Genomic DNA, 18,047 nt, shown 5'->3' with positions numbered 1-18,047 from the left:
GGAAGCATGTATCGACTTTGGTATGGAGCATGAAAGAATACCGCCTAGAACACCGAATATGAATGCCCATATTGAGTCTTTTCATCGAATCTTGCAAGATGATTGTTTGAATAAATACGAATTTCAAACTTATGGTGAAGCCTATCAAGTGGTGTCCGAATTCATACGGTTCTATAATGAACGCAGGATTCATTCCAGTATTAGGGATATGGCGCCAGAGAAATTTTACAGCCAGAATCAGGTGGAAGCGATTCCAATTAAAATGGTTCGAGTCTAAACGAAAATGAATGAATAAGCTAGAATTAGTGTCTTTGTGTCCAAATTTATGGGGTTAATCCGATCTACAGTTGGCATTGGAGTTCAATACAATCTTGCTTATCCTCAGTTCGCCATCTCTATGAAAAAGGCATTGCAACACTGGAAGCAAAATGAAGGCCTATACAGTGAAAAAGTTTCTAAGGAAACGATTACTAGATTAAATAGCTTATTAGTCCTCAACAAGTAGCTGTATATATTAGTAACTTAAGATATAAAGGGGGATTTATTATGAATATTGTTGTTGCGGAACATTGGAATCTTGAAAAGCATGAACTGCCCGGCGTTAATAGCATCATCTTTCCAAATGGCACTGTAACAATCTTAAGTTGTTACAGCGCATATAACCCCAACACAAATGAAAGTAAATTTTATTGCTCTCCCTTGTGTGACACAACCATTGAAAGCATATCAAAGTATAATGTTGAATGTTGGACGATCGTTGATGAATGGGTCAGTATTGATTATCAAGACGGGAAAATCTGTGGCGGTGATGGTCAAATGGGGAATGAAGGATTTATTGCTTGTACGGATGCTGAAGACCGTTTGGTATGGGGAATATTTTTTGAAAATTCAAACCCTATAAAAAGCTTAGAAATTAAAGATAAAATCCTAATCGCTATTAATGAGCATACCGAATTACAAATTGAAATCAACTTAGAAAACCTCACCCAAATTAAAATGACTTCCATAAAACCCAAAAATGAGCCAACTAATTGATGAAACAAATACCAAGCACGAAGTCTCCTAATATACCGTATCATAAGTAACGGCAAGTTTTTATTGTACAACTCGAAAGAAATGGAACAGCTAGGCTATTCGTCAGGAGGCAGCACGGAAATTTTTACCCCGCCAAGCGATGGGATTCAAATGGTTTGAAGTTGGTTGTAAACAGTGTTACACTCAAAATCTATATTTTGTAATACACCTAAGAATAGTCACTATTTTAGTTATAAAGGAAGGTAATACTGTGATAAAAGTTGATAACTTATCCTTCTCATTCCCGCAAAAAGAACTATATAAAAACATTTCATTCACGCTTGAAGAGGCACAACATTGCGCTTTTATAGGAACGAGTGGCAATGGGAAAAGTACATTAATAGATATACTGATGGATCCAGAAAGATATTTGTTCGAGGGTAAATTAGAAGTTGACCCGACTTGCAAAATTGGGCATGTAAGTCAATTCTCTCAACAAGACAAAACAAAAGAAACAACAGTTTTTGAATATATAGCGGAAGAATTTATTAAGATACAAAATGAAATACAATCTCTTTGTACTGAAATGGAAACATCATCAGATATTGAACCGTTACTCGAAAAGTACCAATTAGCTTTAGACGCGTTTGATGCAATCGGCGGCGATAATTTTGAAAGCAACATTAATAGGAAACTAAATTTAGCAAACCTCATGAAGCTAAAAGATGTTAGGGTATCCGAACTGAGTGGTGGGGAATTCAAACTTATTCAAGTGATGAAGGAAATGCTTAGTAGTCCAGATTTAATGATTATGGACGAACCCGATGTATTTTTAGATTTTGAAAACCTAAATGCGCTCAGAAATCTTATTAATTCTCACAAAGGAATGCTGCTAGTTGTTACGCACAACCGATATCTATTGAATCATTGCTTCAACAAAATTATACACCTTGAAAACAAAGAGATCCAAGAGTTTGATGGGCGATATATTGATTATAACTTCTCATTACTTCAGACTAAAATTGAGTTGCAAGAAATCGCAGTCGCTGAACAAGAAGAAATTGAGAGATACGATAACATCATTGATAATCTTAGAGCTATCGCGACTGTTAATGCAGATGCATCTAGAGGGAGAGCACTAAAAGCCAGAGTTAAGTTTCAAGAAAGATTGGAAGCACGTAGAATTAAAGCGCCATTTGTTGATATAAAGCAACCGAATATTCGTTTTGATATGGATCATGAACTGGAAGATACCGTTGTTGTAAATGTTAATAATTATCGTGTTGCCTATGATGAGTTGCTGCTAGACAATGTTAACTTTGAGATAAAATCTACGGATAAAGTAGCCATTATTGGTCCAAACGGTACCGGGAAAACGACTTTACTCCGAGATATCTATAAAAATAATCAGGATTCAATTGAAATTAATGCTGATGTTAAAGTGGCTTATTTATCTCAGATTCAAGGCGAAATGCTAAAGGATTCTAATACAATACTCGAAGAATTCATCGATGCTGGATTTAATACGTATGATGAGATTAGATCGTATATTTCTGGCTATGGGTTTGAAGGAGAAATCGTTAATCAGAAGATAGAATCTCTATCTGGTGGAGAAAAGAATACGCTTCAATTGGCCAAAGTTGCTGCCAGTAAAGCAAACGTATTGCTTCTAGATGAACCGACAAGCCATTTAGACACCTATTCTCAAATCGCTTTGGAGAAAGCCATTGAAGACTATAAAGGTGCGATTCTCATGATTTCTCATGATTTCTATTCTGTTGTAAATGGTATGGATTATGTTTTAATCATCGACGATAAGACAATAAGAAAAATGAGTATGCGTAAATTTAGACAGATGATTTATGCTAGTCATTTTAATAAAGACTATTTAGAAGCTGAACAAAATAAAAAAGCAGTTGAAATAAAAATAGAATTGGCTTTAAAAAATGCTGATTTTGAATCTGCAAAAGTATTGGTTGATGAGCTAGAAGAGCTGATTAAGTTGCTTTAAAATACACCCCTCTTATTGAAAAGAAGACCCCTCGAAAAAGGGGTCTTTGTACTAGGTCAAGAATATATGGCGCGATAAGCCCAGCGCCTTTTTCTTCCTTGAAACTAAGTACCTTACCATCGAACTTCCTGCATGGAATAGACAGGTATGTCCATAATAGATAGAATATAACCTAGACTCGAGAACATGAGGCGAACCGGAAATAACAAATGACGCAGAAGAGAGAGTGAATGCTCATGATACAAATTACGATTCCAACACCGGATGTCACGATTTACAAACAGATTGCTCCTAAATTAAGCCATATCTACGGGTTTACGGATTTCATTCTGATTCCTAGAGATAAAGCGGGAATCTTTATGTTCTACAATGATAAGGATGAACTCCTATTCGTCGGCAAGGCGCGGAAACTAAGACCTCGGATCAAGAAGCATTTCGAGGATACAGTGTCGGTCATCAAAGAGAATCGGGAGGAAGTGACCAAGATCGAGGTTTGTTTGGTCGAGGATCCCGTCCATAGAGAAATATACGAGACGTACATTATTAACGAATACAAGGCTAAGTACAATGTAGATAAGGTGTTATACAAATAATAGACAGAGCTCCTATCGCACAAGGAGCCATGAAATGATAAGATAACGCAAAAATGCCTTTAACCCGCTTAACGTGGATTAAAGGCATTTTATATATGTGCCGAGCTACATGTGTAAGTTGGTTGCGGGGGCAGAACTTCAACCCATCGCCAAAGAACATGGTCAATGTGGAGAGCATGTGACGTTCGAATCGATGCTATGGATCAGTTGTTCACCTTGAAATTCACTTCTGGGTACTTGGCGGCCAGATCTTGTACCGCAGAATCGTCTTTCCCTTTTAAATACCGATCGAAGAAGGCAACACTGAATTCGTTCACGATGCGGTGATCCCGCCGCGGGTTTGTGCCGCTGAGACCTAGTAGCGGAGAGAATAACGCAAGATCGGTGTAGCTTGCATGCTTTGAACCCGGAATAAGGATCGACATCCCTCCGCCTGCCAGAGCATAGCCTGATTTTTGGATATATTCGTTCCTCGGGGCTTCGAACGCTTCGCGGCTTACCCCGCCTAACTGTTTGGCGACATCATCGTAAGAAATCATTACATTGCTGTACGTCTCGTCTGAATACATCATGAAGAAAGGCTTTCCGAATCCTTTGACCGAAACCGGCGGATCATAAAACCCTCCATCCATACTAAGGGCAGCCTTCACACGCGAATCATTCTGTAACATTTGCACCGTCACGGCTCCACCGAATGAATGTCCAAGCATGCCGATTCGTTCGAGATCGATTCTGCCTGTAAATCGACCCGCAGTATCCTTCTGATTGAGCTTCTCTACTTGATTGAGCACAAACGCAGCGTCGCTGGTCCAAAGCGGGATATGCCCCCTATACTGAGCAATCGAAGTCAAGTTAGGGTCGGTCTTACTCACGGCGACTCTTCCGTCAGGGTAAACGGAGGCAGCAGCTTCGTAGGCATAATCGATAGCGATTACAATATAGCCGTGGCTGGCCAGCTCCTCTAGCTGGTACATATTCTGATTGCGATACCCGTTCATCCCATGGGAGAAAATCAGAACCGGATACCGGCTCTCCGAGTCCGAGAGCCTAGCCTCCACCAAAGCATGCGTCTTGATCAACCCTAGATGGCTTAGCACAAAATCCGGAAGCCCCATCATTTTGCTTGATATGGCTGTCGTCATCTTAGATGCGTTCCGGAGATATGGGCTTCTCTCTTCTCCGACGCCATTGGCGGCCGGATACCAAATCTGCGCCATCAGCTCGCGCTTATCAGCAGTGTTATCCGAATATGTTTCTCGCCGCTCATCGTCAACCCAATGATAAACCGTCGTTCCGACCGCATAGGATCCCGTTGGTTCTTCAAACGAGAATACCGGCAGCACCGCAGGTGGCGTAACCGAGACCAACAAATATACGGTCAATAGCATCGCTTGAACGGTAACAGCAATCCGGCTTCTACTGGCTTCCTTCCGCTTGATAATGAAGAAATAAGCCATCAATAAGAGTGGCGTCAAGTAGGCCGGAACCATCTCCCACCGTCCACCTTCCACGACAATCTGCACAATTACCAGAGCGAAGGCGATCCCTAAAGGGATGAACCATCTCCAGCCGCCTTTCTTGTTCGCGATTACCGCCCAGTACAACAGGCCAAAATTAACCACGATCAAGCCTATTTCCCAAAACCTCATGTCGATCTCCCTCCCTTTACCACAAATACGAACTTGCTCCAGATTACAAAAAAATTATAAAGATGAAAGGGGGAATATTATAAATTTTTTATGAATGTCGTGGGCTGACATGGAAAACGCACCGAAATTAAGAGGAATGGCAAACGTAGGTTTTTGGGTGGAGGATCTCACAAACGGATAATTTGCAGTTTAATGATCAGACTATGCATGAAATTTATCCATTTCTATGTAAAAAGACAAAGAGCAGCCCATTAGCCGGCTCTTTGTCCTTGAATTTATTTTCGCTCATTTTCAACGTTCCCCATCAAGAACTCTTTGTTGTATAGTAGAACTCCCCTAAGAGATGCCCTATTTCGTAACTCCCTGGTGCAAGTTCTTTTTCAACAAAAGCGTTGACCTCTGACTTGTCGATCTCATACATCACTTCAATTTCTTTAGAAAATAATAGCTTTTCTTGCGAAAGTAAGTTCGAAAGCGATGGTTGTTGCCTTGGCTTAAGTTCTCCCGTATTTAACACTTGCTGAAGTCCCTCAACATAAGACTCCAACGGTCGACTACCTACGATTTTGACTCCTTTATTCTCTTCATTGATCATAACGATCGTTGGGAAACCTCGAACCCCAAGGCTTCTAGCGAGTCCAAAATCCTCATTCAATAAGGATTGGCCGGATTGATGTTCAGCATCTTGAACGATCGCTTCTCCATCCAGTCCAAGCTGATTTACGATGTCAATCATGACGGATTCCTCCGCGATATTTCGATTAAATGCGAATAAAGCTTCTCGTGATCGTCTTAAGTAATCATAGGCTACTGCATTGCCATGATGTTGCTGAATCACTTTAAATACACGAGAGGGTGGGTAAGAGGATTGAACGGGATCGCTTAGCATAAGCGAACCGTCAATTGGCATCCGCGAGTATTCCCCAACCTCTCGCCAGTGGTCGAAGACATGAGCAGGTCCAGATATACCGTTGCGTGGATCAACCGGCTCATCCCCCCATTTTTCGAGCAGCCCGCCCATTACCGTTTGGAAGTTAAAAACATGTCCATACTGCGTTTTAAATCGTCGTAGGACAGGGTCAAGCGCCCAGCAGTGTGAGCAGATTGGATCCGTTACATAATAAACTGTAATGGATTTATGAGGTGGATTGAAAGCAATCATCTCCACTTCTTCTTCCCCAGCTACGCCGCAGACACCGGTCTCTAGATCACAAATCATATGATTATCGCTGACTATTCGTTTATCGTCATTTGCCATGATGGTTTCCTCCTTGAAGTTTCCGAAAGATCACTTTGCTTTTACAATCCCATTTTAGCCATAATAAATGTACCGGAACACCAATAGATCATGTGATTTGTCGTTTATACAACACATGGGCGCATCTGTTTAAAATGTTGGAGGGACAGGAATGACGAAATCCAAGACAGACCCCCGAATTTTACGAACGCGTAAGTTAATCATGGACTCTTTTATTGAACTTTCAGGTAAAAAAGAATTCAAGGATATTACCGTGAAGGATATTACGACAGAGGCGATGATTAATCGGGCAACGTTCTACTATCACTTTGAAGACATATATGATCTGCTCGACAAGGTTTTATCCGAAGTGCTTTTGATTAATTTGAATGCGATAGACTTTGGGAATAGCGTGCTGAATGAAGCATCGATTATTGATATTTTCGTAGCTATAACAGATTTCCAGAGCGCGCTATCCAATCGGTGTCATCGAGGATACGATGAGACCATTGCTCGTATTATTCGAGAGCAGCTCGAGATTATCTTCTATAAAATGCTGCGAAAACAACTGACGATGGCGGCCGATGAATCGCTAAAAATCACAGCGCTCCTTTTAAGTTGGGGGTTATATGGTGCTTCTGTGGAGTGGAGGAGAAAGGGGAAGGAATTATCGCCGGAAGCATTTATTCAGCCCGCTATTCCCTTTCTGCTGTCGGGCATTGACCAGGAGTGAGGGTTAAAGCTGACTCTGCCGAGTATTAAGAGATGGAAAGCAGAGCTAAATTGGCAAAGCAGTTATGCAATAAACTAACACTCCTACAAGATTCTTGAATGAAAACGAACTTCATAAAGATGTCTGGGTGAGCGTCATCCAGCGTTTCAAGAGAAATGGCTTCATCCTATTTATCTGCTAGAAAAGGTTGCTGGCTATGATATTTATCACAAGTGTTTGGTGAACTTCATCGATAAAATATACTGGACATCTAAGAGAATACATCATGGGGGTAAGAAAGTATGTTAGAAAAATTATTAAGTCCATTTACTTCGATTCTATCGAGGCTAAAATATGGACAAAAGTTTATGCTCATCAGTGTACTATTTATTATTCCAATTATAGTCCTTCTATATGAATGGAACGCGACACAGCAAACTCAAATAAATTTCATCAGAGGCGAACAAGCTGGTGTTGAGCAGATCAGTGAAATAATGCCCTTTATGTTACAAGTACAACAGCAACGTGGGCTTATCAATGGTTACTTGAATGGAAATAAAGAAGCAAAGAGCACCATTGAGGCGAAGCTACAAGAAATTGCTCAATTGATTGAACACATTGAAGCAAAATTCCGGAAGGAAAACCTACCCCAGTCATACGAAAAATGGGCTTCTATTCATAGAGAATGGATTGAACTGCGTGATTCTTATGAGAGCTTAAAAGCATCAGATAGTTTTGTTCGTCATTCAAAACTGGTGGAGCAGATAGAAGAACTTATTGTCAACAGTGCCGATGAGTCCGAATTATCACTTGATAATGAAATTAATTCATACTATTTGATGAGGTTGGTCGTTCAGGAACTGCCTGCATTGATCGAAAACTCCGCTTTTATTCGGGGAACTGGCAATGGTATTCTTGCATCGAGAACACTAACGGATGAGTTGAAAATCCAGCTACTCCTGAGAGAATATGAGAGTAAGACTGCTCTTGTCAGTCTAAATAAATCCCTTTCCAAAATTGCGGAATCTCAGAGTAACATTAATGTGAATCTGGTTGAGAAGGGAGGGCAGGTTGCACACAATATTCAAAACTATCTTGTTTTACTTGAACAAGAAATTATACATAAGCAAGAGATGAGCATGAATCCTGATACCTTTTTCACTCAAGGGACGGTTGCGATCACAACAGCGGATGAGGTATTCAAACTAGCCATAATGGAATTAGATCATATTCTTCAAGAACGTATCGATGACTACACTGCTGAGCGCAATGTAACATTAGTGATCATGGTGGTAGTCTTACTATTAGTAGTCATATTTTATGTAGCATTCTTTAGGAGTGTTATGGATACAGTGAGTATCTTAAAGCAAAGAGCCGAGTCGATGGCGAAGGGGGATTTCTCCCAAGACATTGTACTGAATACTAAGGATGAGCTGCAACTTGTAGGTGCGGCCTTTAATGAAATGCAAAGATCGATGAATCGAGTGCTTAGCTTAAATCAACAAATTTCCTTAACAACATTTCAATCCTCCCAGCAACTAACTGGAATCTCAGATCAATCTATACAGGATATGAAGAAAGTTGCCGATTCTGTGCAGAAAGTATCGGATGGGACAGCTTCACAGAAGAGAACGACAGTGGAAGCGTCATCTGCAATGAATGAGATGGCGATTGGGATTACACGAGTTGCGGAAGCGGCATCTGAGGTTGCTTCGGTTGCCATTCGCGCAAGTGAAAATGCAGTAATTGGGAATCAGCAACTGATAGAAACCATGGATCAAATGGAGAGTATTAAGAAGACTCAGGCTGACTCTGCCCAGATTGTAGCTAAGCTTGATGAGCATTCAGTACGTATAAGTCAAATTATAAAGTCAATTATGGAGATTGCAAAGCAAACAAAGCTACTTGCTTTAAATGCAAATATTGAAGCAGCACGCGCGGGAGAGCATGGTCGTGGATTTAGCGTAGTTGCACAAGAGATAGGAGAGCTTGCTGAAGAAACATCAAGCTCTGGGAAATCCATTTCTGACCTATTGATTGATATTCGATCTCTTGTTGGAGCAACGGTATCCGCTATGGATTCGATACAAATCGAGACGAATATGGGTATGGAATCTATTGAGCGAACGAAGGAGACCATTGATTGCATTCTTAGTGAGGTTAAGCTTGTAAGTGAACAAATTCAGGATGTATCCGCAACCACTGAGGAAATGTCAGCTGGAATGGAGGAAGTGGCGGCTTCTATTGCTGATGTATCCGATATTTCTCATCGTACATCGAATGAAGCTGAGTTAATGGCTACAGGTACAGCAGAACAACTAGTTTCCGCGGAGAAAATCCAAATTTCTGCTAAAGAATTAAGGGATATGTCACAGCAATTGCAGAATGACTTAAGCAAATTTGTATTGTGCAATGACGTTATAATACCTAACCTTAGGTAATGAGAATTCATACATTTGTCGTATCCGTCAAAGCGCCATGCATGGCGGTCGAAAAGTGGCTGGGCCGTTGATAATATCACTCTTTATTTTTGCCAGAGTAACACTTCCGCTTCGCCTACAATATGATGAGTCTAGAGAAATCTAAAGAGGTGAGCAAATGGCAGTCGTAAAAGCCAGGCAACAGGATATTGATATGTTGGCAAGGTTGCTTCGAGCTGAAGCTGAGACCGAAGGCGAGCAGGGCATGCTCCTTGTTGGAAATGTTGGCATTAACCGAGTAAGAGCGAATTGCTCTGATTTTAAAGGCATTCGGACAATTCCTCAAATGATCAACCAGCCGCATGCGTTCGAAGCGTTGCAACATGGTTTGTACTATCAAAACGCAAGAGAGAGGGAACGCCGTCTGGCGCGACGGGCTGTGAATGGGGAACGGAGTTGGCCAGCCAAATTCTCCCTGTGGTATTTCCGTCCAGGAACGTTCGAAAATCCCGGCCCATGTCCGGACACTTGGTATAATCAGCCGCTCGCAGGACGATGGAAGAAGCACTGTTTCTATGAACCGACTGCGGAAGAATGTGAAGAGGTATACAATACGTTTTAATTGCATCAACGAAAAGAGCTCAGAATCTCTTATCCTGACTTGTCAAAGTCATATCGGTTGTCTAAACTTTATCTCATTAAGGGCCGCGTAAATCGCGGCTTTTTTTGGTTTAGTGGAATAAAGTTGTTGCCGGGTTAGAAGTGATTTAAGGGATTCAAATCTGCATTTCGTCTAAATCTATTAATATAAATTCAAATGGTCGAGGAGTGTATCATTTATGTATAGAGTGGCTATTTGCGATGATGAGGAAAAACAAAGAGAGCTTGTTAAAAGCCTCCTGATTACTTTGTCGATAAAGACAAATATAGAATTTGAAATCGAATTATTCGGCTCGGGAGAGCAATTGGTATCTCATTATGAGTCCAAAGGACCCCCGTTCCATATTTTAATTTTGGATATCGAAATGGGTGGGCTGAACGGGATTCAGACAGCTCGTAGAATAAGAGCGTTACATAACTTGGATGAACAAATTATATTTCTGACAAGCTACCCTGAATATATGGTAGAAAGTTTTGACGTTATGACATTCCAGTATTTAATAAAACCTATCGCCCCCTCGATCTTGGAGGAGAAAATCATCAAACTATGCCAATACTTTCGAACACTTGTTAAAAAGTTTATGGTCATCAAGTCAGCCTATGAATCAATCATTATTAAATATGACGACCTCATTAGCATTGAAGCTGCCAAAAGCTTAACGATAAAGAGCAAACTACATTTTATTACTGCTGATCAAACCTATGAAAGCAAAGGAATTATTACAGATTATGCTTTAGCTTTAAAAGACAGTAACTTCCTGCAAATCCATCGCTCCATTATCATTAATCTACTTCATGTGAGGAAGTTTGCTAGCGGAGTTGTCCTCATGTCCAATGGGTTGGAATTACCCATAGGCCGTTCTAAAATTAAAGAGGTTAAAGATGTTTATACCAAATATATGATTAGGAAGATCGAATAATATGATTCAAAATAATTTACTTGTTGTCTTTATCATTGTACTTGTGATGGGCGTTCAACTTAATTTTTTCTTCAACTCGGTTTTTGGTAAATCAGCTAAAAAACATAACCGATTTATTTACTTTATTATCTTTGGGCTACTCGATTTCCTATATCTTGTTATTCTCGTCTCACCAATTATATCTTCGATTCTAGCCTTGCTTATGATATTTAGTATCGTACAATCTTATCAAGTAGAGATGAAAACGAAGATCATTTTCTCTATGCTTTACAGTGTTTTAATGTCTCTCGTTACTGGTATATCCCTTTATATTTTTTATACCCTAGATTCAATTGAGTTTAGCTTTGATCCTGTAAATGAAACTAATAAAATTGTCTACATGAAAGCTATTTTGCTCTCTTTCATCATCATGTTTGCCATCATTCAGATCATACGACCATTTGCAAGACATAGAAGTTACTCTTTGCATTATCGTTACTACGTATTAATTTCGGCTATTCCACTCATGAGTATATATCACCTATATATTCTAAATTATAAGACCGTCTATTATTTCATTTCCGCTATTGGTTTTCTTTTCTTAAACGTTATGATTATATATATTTTTGATTCGATTATTGATAAATATAAATTCATGCAAGAGCATACTCAACTGCAACATCAAATGGATTATCAAGATGCGAATTACGAAAAGGTCGTTCACAGCTTCAAGTCCATTAAAAGAATCATTCATGATACGAATCAACAATTTTTATATATTGAAGAATGTATTAAGCGAAATGAGTTAGCAGCTGCAATGGAACATATTAAGACAACCTTAAATAAAGTCGAAGGGGCGTATCAGCGGGTTAATACGGGGAATCTGGTGATAGATGCTCTTATTACAAATACGCTTAATATTGGACAAGCCAATGGCATTAGAATAGATACAAAGCTTAATTTATGGTCGCAAGAAATCCATATAGACCGTTATGACTTATGTGTTGTCATTGGAAATATGCTAGATAACGCAATAGAAGCTTCTAAAAAGTTAACGATTGCAGAAGATAGGTACATTCTTATAAAAATACATTCTACCGAGTCTAGCTTACTCATTCACATCTTGAATCATATGGAGAATGAAGTTGCCCACTTACATAGCCAAAAACCATCTCCTGAATTTCATGGTATTGGATTAACGAATATCGCTAGAATCTGCGACAAGTACGGTGGTCATATGACCATTGAAACGAAACATAAAGTATTTAATAATATGGTCCTCCTGCCGTTTTAAACGAACAATCCTTAGACAATATGTTGTTTAGGGATTGTTTTTTTCGTTTCAGGGCGTTTTTTATTACAGCAGCCTTCTTCCGTGTATGATGAATTCAGTATGTACAATCTGGAAGGATACTACGAGGAGGAATGAATAATGAAGAGAATGGTTTCTATAGGAATGGCCGCTTTGCTTATTGCCATTCCGGTCACCCCTGCTTTTGCTCAAACGAATCCGGCTACTGTAAAAGATAGGGCACAGGTGCTGGCTTCGAAGCTTCTTTCCGTCTCTGGTGCAAGTGGTGTGCAGTATGCCATTATGGATAAGGGATCCATTGTTTTATCAGATAACGTCGGTATAAACGATAAAGCTTCCAAAACTCCGATCACCAAAGACACCATGTTTGGTATAGGTTCGATAAGTAAAATGCATGTGTCTGCTGCAGCGATGATACTAGCTGATGCGAATAAAATTGATATTGATAAGCCACTTACAACGTATATCAAAGACTTCAAAATGGCAGATGAAAGATATAAAAAAATTACACCTCGTATGTTAATGAATCATTCGTCAGGGCTTTACGGTACTCACCTTCCGAATAGTTCTTTATTCGATGACAATGATACAATAGTCCACGATGAATTATTGAACAAGTTACAATCGGAACATTTAAATTCAAATCCAGGTGAATTCTCCGTTTATGTAAACGATGGGTTTGATCTGCTTGAAATCATGATTGAACGAGTGAGCGGTATGAGCTATACCGAATTCCTTGCGAAATATGTGAGCACGCCTCTGAATTTAAGCTCAACGAAAACACCACTTGATCAATTTGATAGAGAAAGGGTAGCCAAAGCTTACTTCCCTACGATGGATCAGGCTTTACCCATTGAGAATGCTAACACCCTTGGGTCAGGCGGGCTCTACTCAACTGCAGAAGACTTAACTAAGTTTGCAGATATGTTAATAGGTAATCGAGCGGATGTTCTATCTAAACAATCAGCCAAAGCCATGCAAAGTCCTGAATATAAAAGAGGAATATGGGTTTCTGAAAAAGCGAACGCCTTTAACTATGGTCTTGGTTGGGACACTGTTCGCTTGACAGAGTTTGATGATTACGGAATAACGGCATTATCCAAAGGTGGAGACGTTGCTACTTATCACGGTTCCTTGATTACAATACCAGAACATAATATTTCTATGGCTGTGCTTTCTTCAGGAGGGTCTTCCGTATTCAATCTTGCATTTGAAACGAAAGTTTTATTAGAATACTTAAAAGACAAGGGGCATATTAAGGAAATTCTACACGAGAAAACATTTAAACCTTCCTTGAAGGTGAACATGCCATCTGAAATGCTTTCTTATGCTGGATTGTATGGTACAAGGGATTCAACCATAAATGTGGAGATTAAGAACGGAGAGATTGATTTACCTGCACAAAACGGAGGGTTGATACCCGCACAAACATATGTGTATACGGGCGATGGACAATTCAAAAGCAAAGATGGCAGTGCAACAGTAAGCTTTGACAAACAAACAAATGGAAGAACATATGTGAAGCTTAACGCCTATACGAATAACCAAGGATTAGGTCAGTCCATGATGGTGCTCTATGCTTATCAAAAGCTGGACTTCAATCCACTCCAACAAACAACTAAAAAGGTATGGGAAAATAGAAACGGAAAAAGTTATTATAGGGTGGATGAAAAGATAACTTCTGTATTTTATCTGGCCACGCCAATGATATCAAAGACAATATCCGTTGATATGGATCATGGATACGCAAATGGGACTAAAATTGTTAATGAGAATCAAGCAGTAAATGCTATCCAAATTCCGATTATGGCCGGAAGAGATGTATTTGATCTCAACTTTTATAAAGAAGGACATACGGAGTATTTAAAGATTGATGGATTCTCTTATATCGATGAAGATGCTATTCAACCCATTTATGAAGGGAAGGATTCAACCAGCAGCATACCAGCTAATGGTCAGGTTAGATGGTATAAAATTGATGATAAATCAGCCAATCGAGTTATGAACGTTAAGACTCCGGTAAGTGGGGGATTTGCCGTTTACGACAAGAATGGAATGTCTGTAAACGTCTCAAAGGTAACTAATAATCATTCAGTAGTACTGCCTGAAAGCGGGATGATCGTTTTTGGCGGGAAAGCGGGCGATGTATTTAAAATTGAATTGAAGAATAAATAGATTTCTAGCATAAAAGTCCGCATAACCAGCGGACTTTTTGATTTGCCTATTCTGCCCCCCCTTATTTCCAGAATCCAGGTAAAAAGTAGGTAGATTCAGGACAAGCGATCATTATAATGAAATTAAGATACAAGGTAAAAATGAACTCAAGAAACCAAAATTGTCCTGTAATCAAGGGTAGAAGAGAGGATGACGGAAGTGCCAATTCATAACCAAGCTCACCCTTCTGATTCTGTTAGAGAAGACGGTAGTTATCCCATTGACCTGACAGGTCCTCGCAGCCACACGCTTGTCATTCGGCCCGGTGTGGGCAGCCTATCTATCGGATCGCCGGAATTGGGAAAAAGGGTAGACCTTCATGTCGCGCCAGACGCGAGAATCGATTGGACCGTATTCGATGCCTTTTCTACGCCGGCGGGCTCGCCCTGGCCGCGATTTCTGTACTATTCAGGCAGTGACACGGGCTTCTTGGATTGGGCGCAGACACGTCCCATTGAAGAGATGACGTGGGCTCCGATCCTGTCTACCGATACGGTGGTAGACGCCAGCCAGTCCATTTTGCATAGCTTGCATATCGCGCTAGGCCAGTCCGGAGGGTGCTTGAGCTTGAAGCTTCCGAAGGGATCTTTCCGCCTGAACGTGTCCGGCGATCTATTACGATTATCGGCCACTGGAAATATGCCGTATTCTCTGACACTAGCACCGCGCACCAGCCGTCGAAGGAATGATCCTCCTTTCATACTCCCCAACCTCGGTGAACTGCACCAGGTGACGAGCCTGACGCTGCAAAACACGCCGCTGGGACAGCCCATCTCGCTGGACTGTCTAGACCGGTTCCCCAACCTTGACTCACTTAGTTTGTGGGGGAACTTCTGTGACATGGACTTGTTGGCTCGTCATGCCCGGTTAACGAATCTGGAGCTGCGCTTCATGCCTGATTTAGAGGACATGCCCTCCTTGGACACGTGGCCGTTGCTTGAAGGATTTATCGCCTACAATGTGGAAGAGGCCGCGGGCAAGCGCTTAAGGCAGCAAGTGAAAACACGCGCCAAGACACGCCCATGGGCCGGCTATGCTTCAGTGAGCCAATTGCGAAAGCCTGAGTGGTGGGAGAGTGAATATGGCCGCCCGTTCTCGTCTTGGCCTAAACGTCTGGCCAAACTGGCTAACGAAGCTTACAACGCTGCACAGGCATCCTTGGCTCAGGCCCACAGCCTTGCGGATGCCGAGGCAGCCATTACTGCTTTCACCGTGCGCTTCAATACCCTCAAAGGTATCGAAACCACCGAAAGAGAAGACCTTGGCGAAGCAGTATGGCAACTCAGCCAGTCCGATCACCAGATTGGCCAGCCTATAACGGAGGAGATGGCCGGGCGCTGGTTCGATGCAGCGCGCGATTATTGATTGAAAGGAGATCAAGTTATTAGCCAATTCATTCGAGGAAATGATCGAAGAGAATTTTTATGAATGGTAATTTGTTCAATTCGGCAGATTATGCTAATCAAAGAGGCCATCCCTCAAGTAGATTGATCTACTCCTGGGACAGCCTCCTTTTATCTGGTCGAGTCAGACCGCTAATCAAGCATCCTGTTCCTGTTACAACTTAAACTGCCTTATTTTCTCTTGGAGTTCTTCTGCCATGCTAGACAGTACATTTGCAGAAGAAGTAACCTCTTGCATAGAAGCTAACTGTTGCTCCGTTGAGGCAGCAATATTCTGTGTTCCGCCTACGGCCTCATTGGTGACGGCCAAAATTTGATTCATCGATGATAGAACCTCGGCAATACGAGATGTCATTTGTTCTAGAGCAGTAGGCACAACTTGGATATTCAGCGACACTTCATCAACCGCATCGCGAATTTCATTAAACGATGTTCCCGCTTGGTTCACCAGATGGAGGCCCTCATTAACCTCTCTTGTACCATGCTCCATAGACTGAACAGCGTTTTCAATTCCTTCTTGGATACTCTCCACATAGGACGTAATCTGCTTCGCCGAGTTGGAAGACTGTTCGGCTAACTTTCTCACTTCACCTGCAACTACAGCAAAGCCACGTCCATGTTCTCCAGCGCGGGCAGCTTCTATAGAAGCATTCAGGGCTAACAAATTCGTCTGATTAGCGATTGTATTGATGACTTCTACAATTCGCCCTATGTGAAGGGCATTATCTACTAAGTATTTCATGGACTCAGCAGATTGGTTCACTGTAGAACTGATAGAATTCATCTGTCTCACAACCATATCAATCGCTTGATTTCCTTCCGTTGCAAGGTTAGTCGCAATAAACACCTTATCCATGACCGCTCGGGAATTAGATTCGATTTGTCCTACTTTTGTCGATATATCGTTTATAGAACGATTCGTTTGATTAATATTCCCTGCCTGTACTTCCGTTCCGGTCGCCAGATCCTGGACGATAGTAGCTGTTTCCGTAGACGCCTTGGTTGAATCTTCGGCGCTAACTGATAATTGTTCTGAGGAACTCGCCACTTGTTCGACAGTGACTTGTACTTGCTCCAAGGTACTATGTAACGATTGAACCATCTCATTGAAGCTCTCACATAATTGTCCTAGTTCATCATTGGAATGGACAACCACCTTCTGTGTGAGGTCACCTTTGCTGATCTTTCCAATACCACGAATTAATTCTTTGATAGGACGTAACAACCTTTTTAGACCAAAAATTTGTATGATGACTCCAACAGCCAAAAACAACAGTGAAGCGATCGCTAAAGACCAAATCAAATTTTGCTGTTGTTCTGAAATTACCGATGCATTCACGTCAATCCCAAATACGGCCACGAGCTGTTGCTGTTGATCGAGGACTGGAACTAATACAGTGAGCCATGATCCAATATCATCATTGTAAATAGGGGGGATTACTATCGACTTCGTTTGCTTCAATGTTTGGAATGCCTTAACCATATCAGTCGGCTGATCAAATAATTCTCCAGGTTTAAGTCCCACTTTTAATAAATGAGTAGGGTTAGATATGATCCTCGTCTTTGTACCATCCACGAGATCCGGCTCGAATATGAACCCTTGCGCTACATTCGCATTTCCATTTGACAATTCATCCAGTAAGGACACAAGCTTTTTCTGAATTGTTGAATCTGAAGAAAGACTTGTCTTCCCTCTTTTCAAGTCTTCTACTTCAAATCTATTCTTCCATAATGTCGCAACCCCTGTTGCCTGCTCTTCCAAACTGCCAGTAAGCGCACGACTCATAATCGCGTAACTAATCACTGACATGATCATACAGGCTAGAACGATTCCCGAAATAGAGAACATCAAGGTTTTCGAGAAAAAGGATATTGCGGTTTTCTTCTTTCCTTCCCCCATAGTTTAGGCTCCCTTTCTTATAT

General features: G+C 41.0%; 14 protein-coding genes. 11 read left to right on the top strand and 3 right to left on the bottom strand.

Features of this window, described 5'->3' with window-relative positions:
- From BLS15_RS25205 to BLS15_RS25190, 4 genes are all read left to right on the top strand, one after another.
- The coding region (locus BLS15_RS25205) for an integrase core domain-containing protein (RefSeq protein ID WP_139170722.1) at positions 1-277 on the top strand (277 nt) is incomplete at its 5' end.
- Between the two features lie 269 nt (positions 278-546).
- Positions 547-1,035, top strand: coding sequence for a hypothetical protein (locus tag BLS15_RS25200; protein ID WP_065291064.1), 489 nt, complete (start codon positions 547-549; stop codon positions 1,033-1,035).
- A 250-nt stretch (positions 1,036-1,285) separates the two neighbouring features.
- Positions 1,286-3,025: an ABC-F family ATP-binding cassette domain-containing protein gene (locus BLS15_RS25195; protein ID WP_090514398.1), complete on the top strand. Its 1,740-nt coding sequence runs from the start codon at positions 1,286-1,288 to the stop codon at positions 3,023-3,025.
- 236 nt (positions 3,026-3,261) lie between these two features.
- Positions 3,262-3,618 carry a nucleotide excision repair endonuclease gene (locus BLS15_RS25190; protein WP_028533249.1) on the top strand — a complete coding sequence of 119 codons (357 nt, stop codon included), beginning with the start codon at positions 3,262-3,264 and terminating at the stop codon, positions 3,616-3,618.
- Between the two features lie 203 nt (positions 3,619-3,821).
- Here the strand turns inward: BLS15_RS25190 and BLS15_RS25185 are convergent, their stop codons facing one another.
- Positions 3,822-5,267 (bottom strand): alpha/beta hydrolase family protein, encoded by a 1,446-nt coding sequence (locus BLS15_RS25185; RefSeq protein ID WP_090514375.1) that lies wholly within the window; start codon positions 5,265-5,267, stop codon positions 3,822-3,824.
- A gap of 304 nt (positions 5,268-5,571) precedes the next feature.
- Positions 5,572-6,525 carry a DsbA family protein gene (locus BLS15_RS25180; protein WP_028533250.1) on the bottom strand — a complete coding sequence of 318 codons (954 nt, stop codon included), beginning with the start codon at positions 6,523-6,525 and terminating at the stop codon, positions 5,572-5,574.
- A gap of 151 nt (positions 6,526-6,676) precedes the next feature.
- Here BLS15_RS25180 and BLS15_RS25175 point away from each other — a divergent pair, with 151 nt between their 5' ends.
- From BLS15_RS25175 to BLS15_RS25145, 7 genes are all read left to right on the top strand, one after another.
- Positions 6,677-7,237, top strand: coding sequence for a TetR/AcrR family transcriptional regulator (locus BLS15_RS25175; RefSeq protein ID WP_021257503.1), 561 nt, complete (start codon positions 6,677-6,679; stop codon positions 7,235-7,237).
- A gap of 281 nt (positions 7,238-7,518) precedes the next feature.
- Positions 7,519-9,657, top strand: coding sequence for a methyl-accepting chemotaxis protein (locus BLS15_RS25170; protein ID WP_090514372.1), 2,139 nt, complete (start codon positions 7,519-7,521; stop codon positions 9,655-9,657).
- Positions 9,658-9,814: 157 nt separating this feature from the next.
- Complete coding sequence (locus tag BLS15_RS25165; protein ID WP_021257498.1) at positions 9,815-10,258, top strand: cell wall hydrolase; 444 nt, start codon at positions 9,815-9,817, stop codon at positions 10,256-10,258.
- Between the two features lie 217 nt (positions 10,259-10,475).
- On the top strand, positions 10,476-11,216 hold the full coding sequence (locus BLS15_RS25160) for a LytR/AlgR family response regulator transcription factor (RefSeq protein WP_021257497.1): 741 nt from the start codon (positions 10,476-10,478) through the stop codon (positions 11,214-11,216).
- A gap of 1 nt (position 11,217) precedes the next feature.
- Positions 11,218-12,489, top strand: a complete 1,272-nt coding sequence (locus BLS15_RS25155; RefSeq protein ID WP_090514369.1) for an ATP-binding protein — start codon at positions 11,218-11,220, stop codon at positions 12,487-12,489.
- Between the two features lie 138 nt (positions 12,490-12,627).
- Positions 12,628-14,682 (top strand): serine hydrolase domain-containing protein, encoded by a 2,055-nt coding sequence (locus BLS15_RS25150; RefSeq protein ID WP_090514366.1) that lies wholly within the window; start codon positions 12,628-12,630, stop codon positions 14,680-14,682.
- Positions 14,683-14,880: 198 nt separating this feature from the next.
- Positions 14,881-16,086, top strand: a complete 1,206-nt coding sequence (locus BLS15_RS25145; protein ID WP_036592670.1) for a hypothetical protein — start codon at positions 14,881-14,883, stop codon at positions 16,084-16,086.
- Positions 16,087-16,278: 192 nt separating this feature from the next.
- On the opposite strand, the gene BLS15_RS25140 is transcribed toward BLS15_RS25145, so the two are convergent.
- Positions 16,279-18,024: a methyl-accepting chemotaxis protein gene (locus tag BLS15_RS25140; RefSeq protein ID WP_090514363.1), complete on the bottom strand. Its 1,746-nt coding sequence runs from the start codon at positions 18,022-18,024 to the stop codon at positions 16,279-16,281.
- Positions 18,025-18,047: the final 23 nt, after the last annotated feature.

The organism is Paenibacillus sp. cl6col (assembly GCF_900102125.1).
GTDB classification, from domain to species: Bacteria; Bacillota; Bacilli; order Paenibacillales; family Paenibacillaceae; genus Paenibacillus_B; species Paenibacillus_B suaedae.
The sequence above is the reverse complement of the archived record's forward strand: the minus strand, read 5'-3'. Positions and strand labels throughout refer to the sequence as shown.

What these genes read in the sequence shown, in the direction of transcription:
- BLS15_RS25200 (WP_065291064.1), top strand. Translation starts at nt 547, where the DNA reads ATGAATATTGTTGTTGCGGAACATTGGAATCTTGAAAAGCATGAACTG.
- BLS15_RS25190 (WP_028533249.1), top strand. Translation starts at nt 3,262, where the DNA reads ATGATACAAATTACGATTCCAACACCGGATGTCACGATTTACAAACAG.
- BLS15_RS25185 (WP_090514375.1), bottom strand. Translation starts at nt 5,267, where the DNA reads ATGAGGTTTTGGGAAATAGGCTTGATCGTGGTTAATTTTGGCCTGTTG.
- BLS15_RS25180 (WP_028533250.1), bottom strand. Translation starts at nt 6,525, where the DNA reads ATGGCAAATGACGATAAACGAATAGTCAGCGATAATCATATGATTTGT.
- BLS15_RS25175 (WP_021257503.1), top strand. Translation starts at nt 6,677, where the DNA reads ATGACGAAATCCAAGACAGACCCCCGAATTTTACGAACGCGTAAGTTA.
- BLS15_RS25170 (WP_090514372.1), top strand. Translation starts at nt 7,519, where the DNA reads ATGTTAGAAAAATTATTAAGTCCATTTACTTCGATTCTATCGAGGCTA.
- BLS15_RS25165 (WP_021257498.1), top strand. Translation starts at nt 9,815, where the DNA reads ATGGCAGTCGTAAAAGCCAGGCAACAGGATATTGATATGTTGGCAAGG.
- BLS15_RS25160 (WP_021257497.1), top strand. Translation starts at nt 10,476, where the DNA reads ATGTATAGAGTGGCTATTTGCGATGATGAGGAAAAACAAAGAGAGCTT.
- BLS15_RS25155 (WP_090514369.1), top strand. Translation starts at nt 11,218, where the DNA reads ATGATTCAAAATAATTTACTTGTTGTCTTTATCATTGTACTTGTGATG.
- BLS15_RS25150 (WP_090514366.1), top strand. Translation starts at nt 12,628, where the DNA reads ATGAAGAGAATGGTTTCTATAGGAATGGCCGCTTTGCTTATTGCCATT.
- BLS15_RS25140 (WP_090514363.1), bottom strand. Translation starts at nt 18,024, where the DNA reads ATGGGGGAAGGAAAGAAGAAAACCGCAATATCCTTTTTCTCGAAAACC.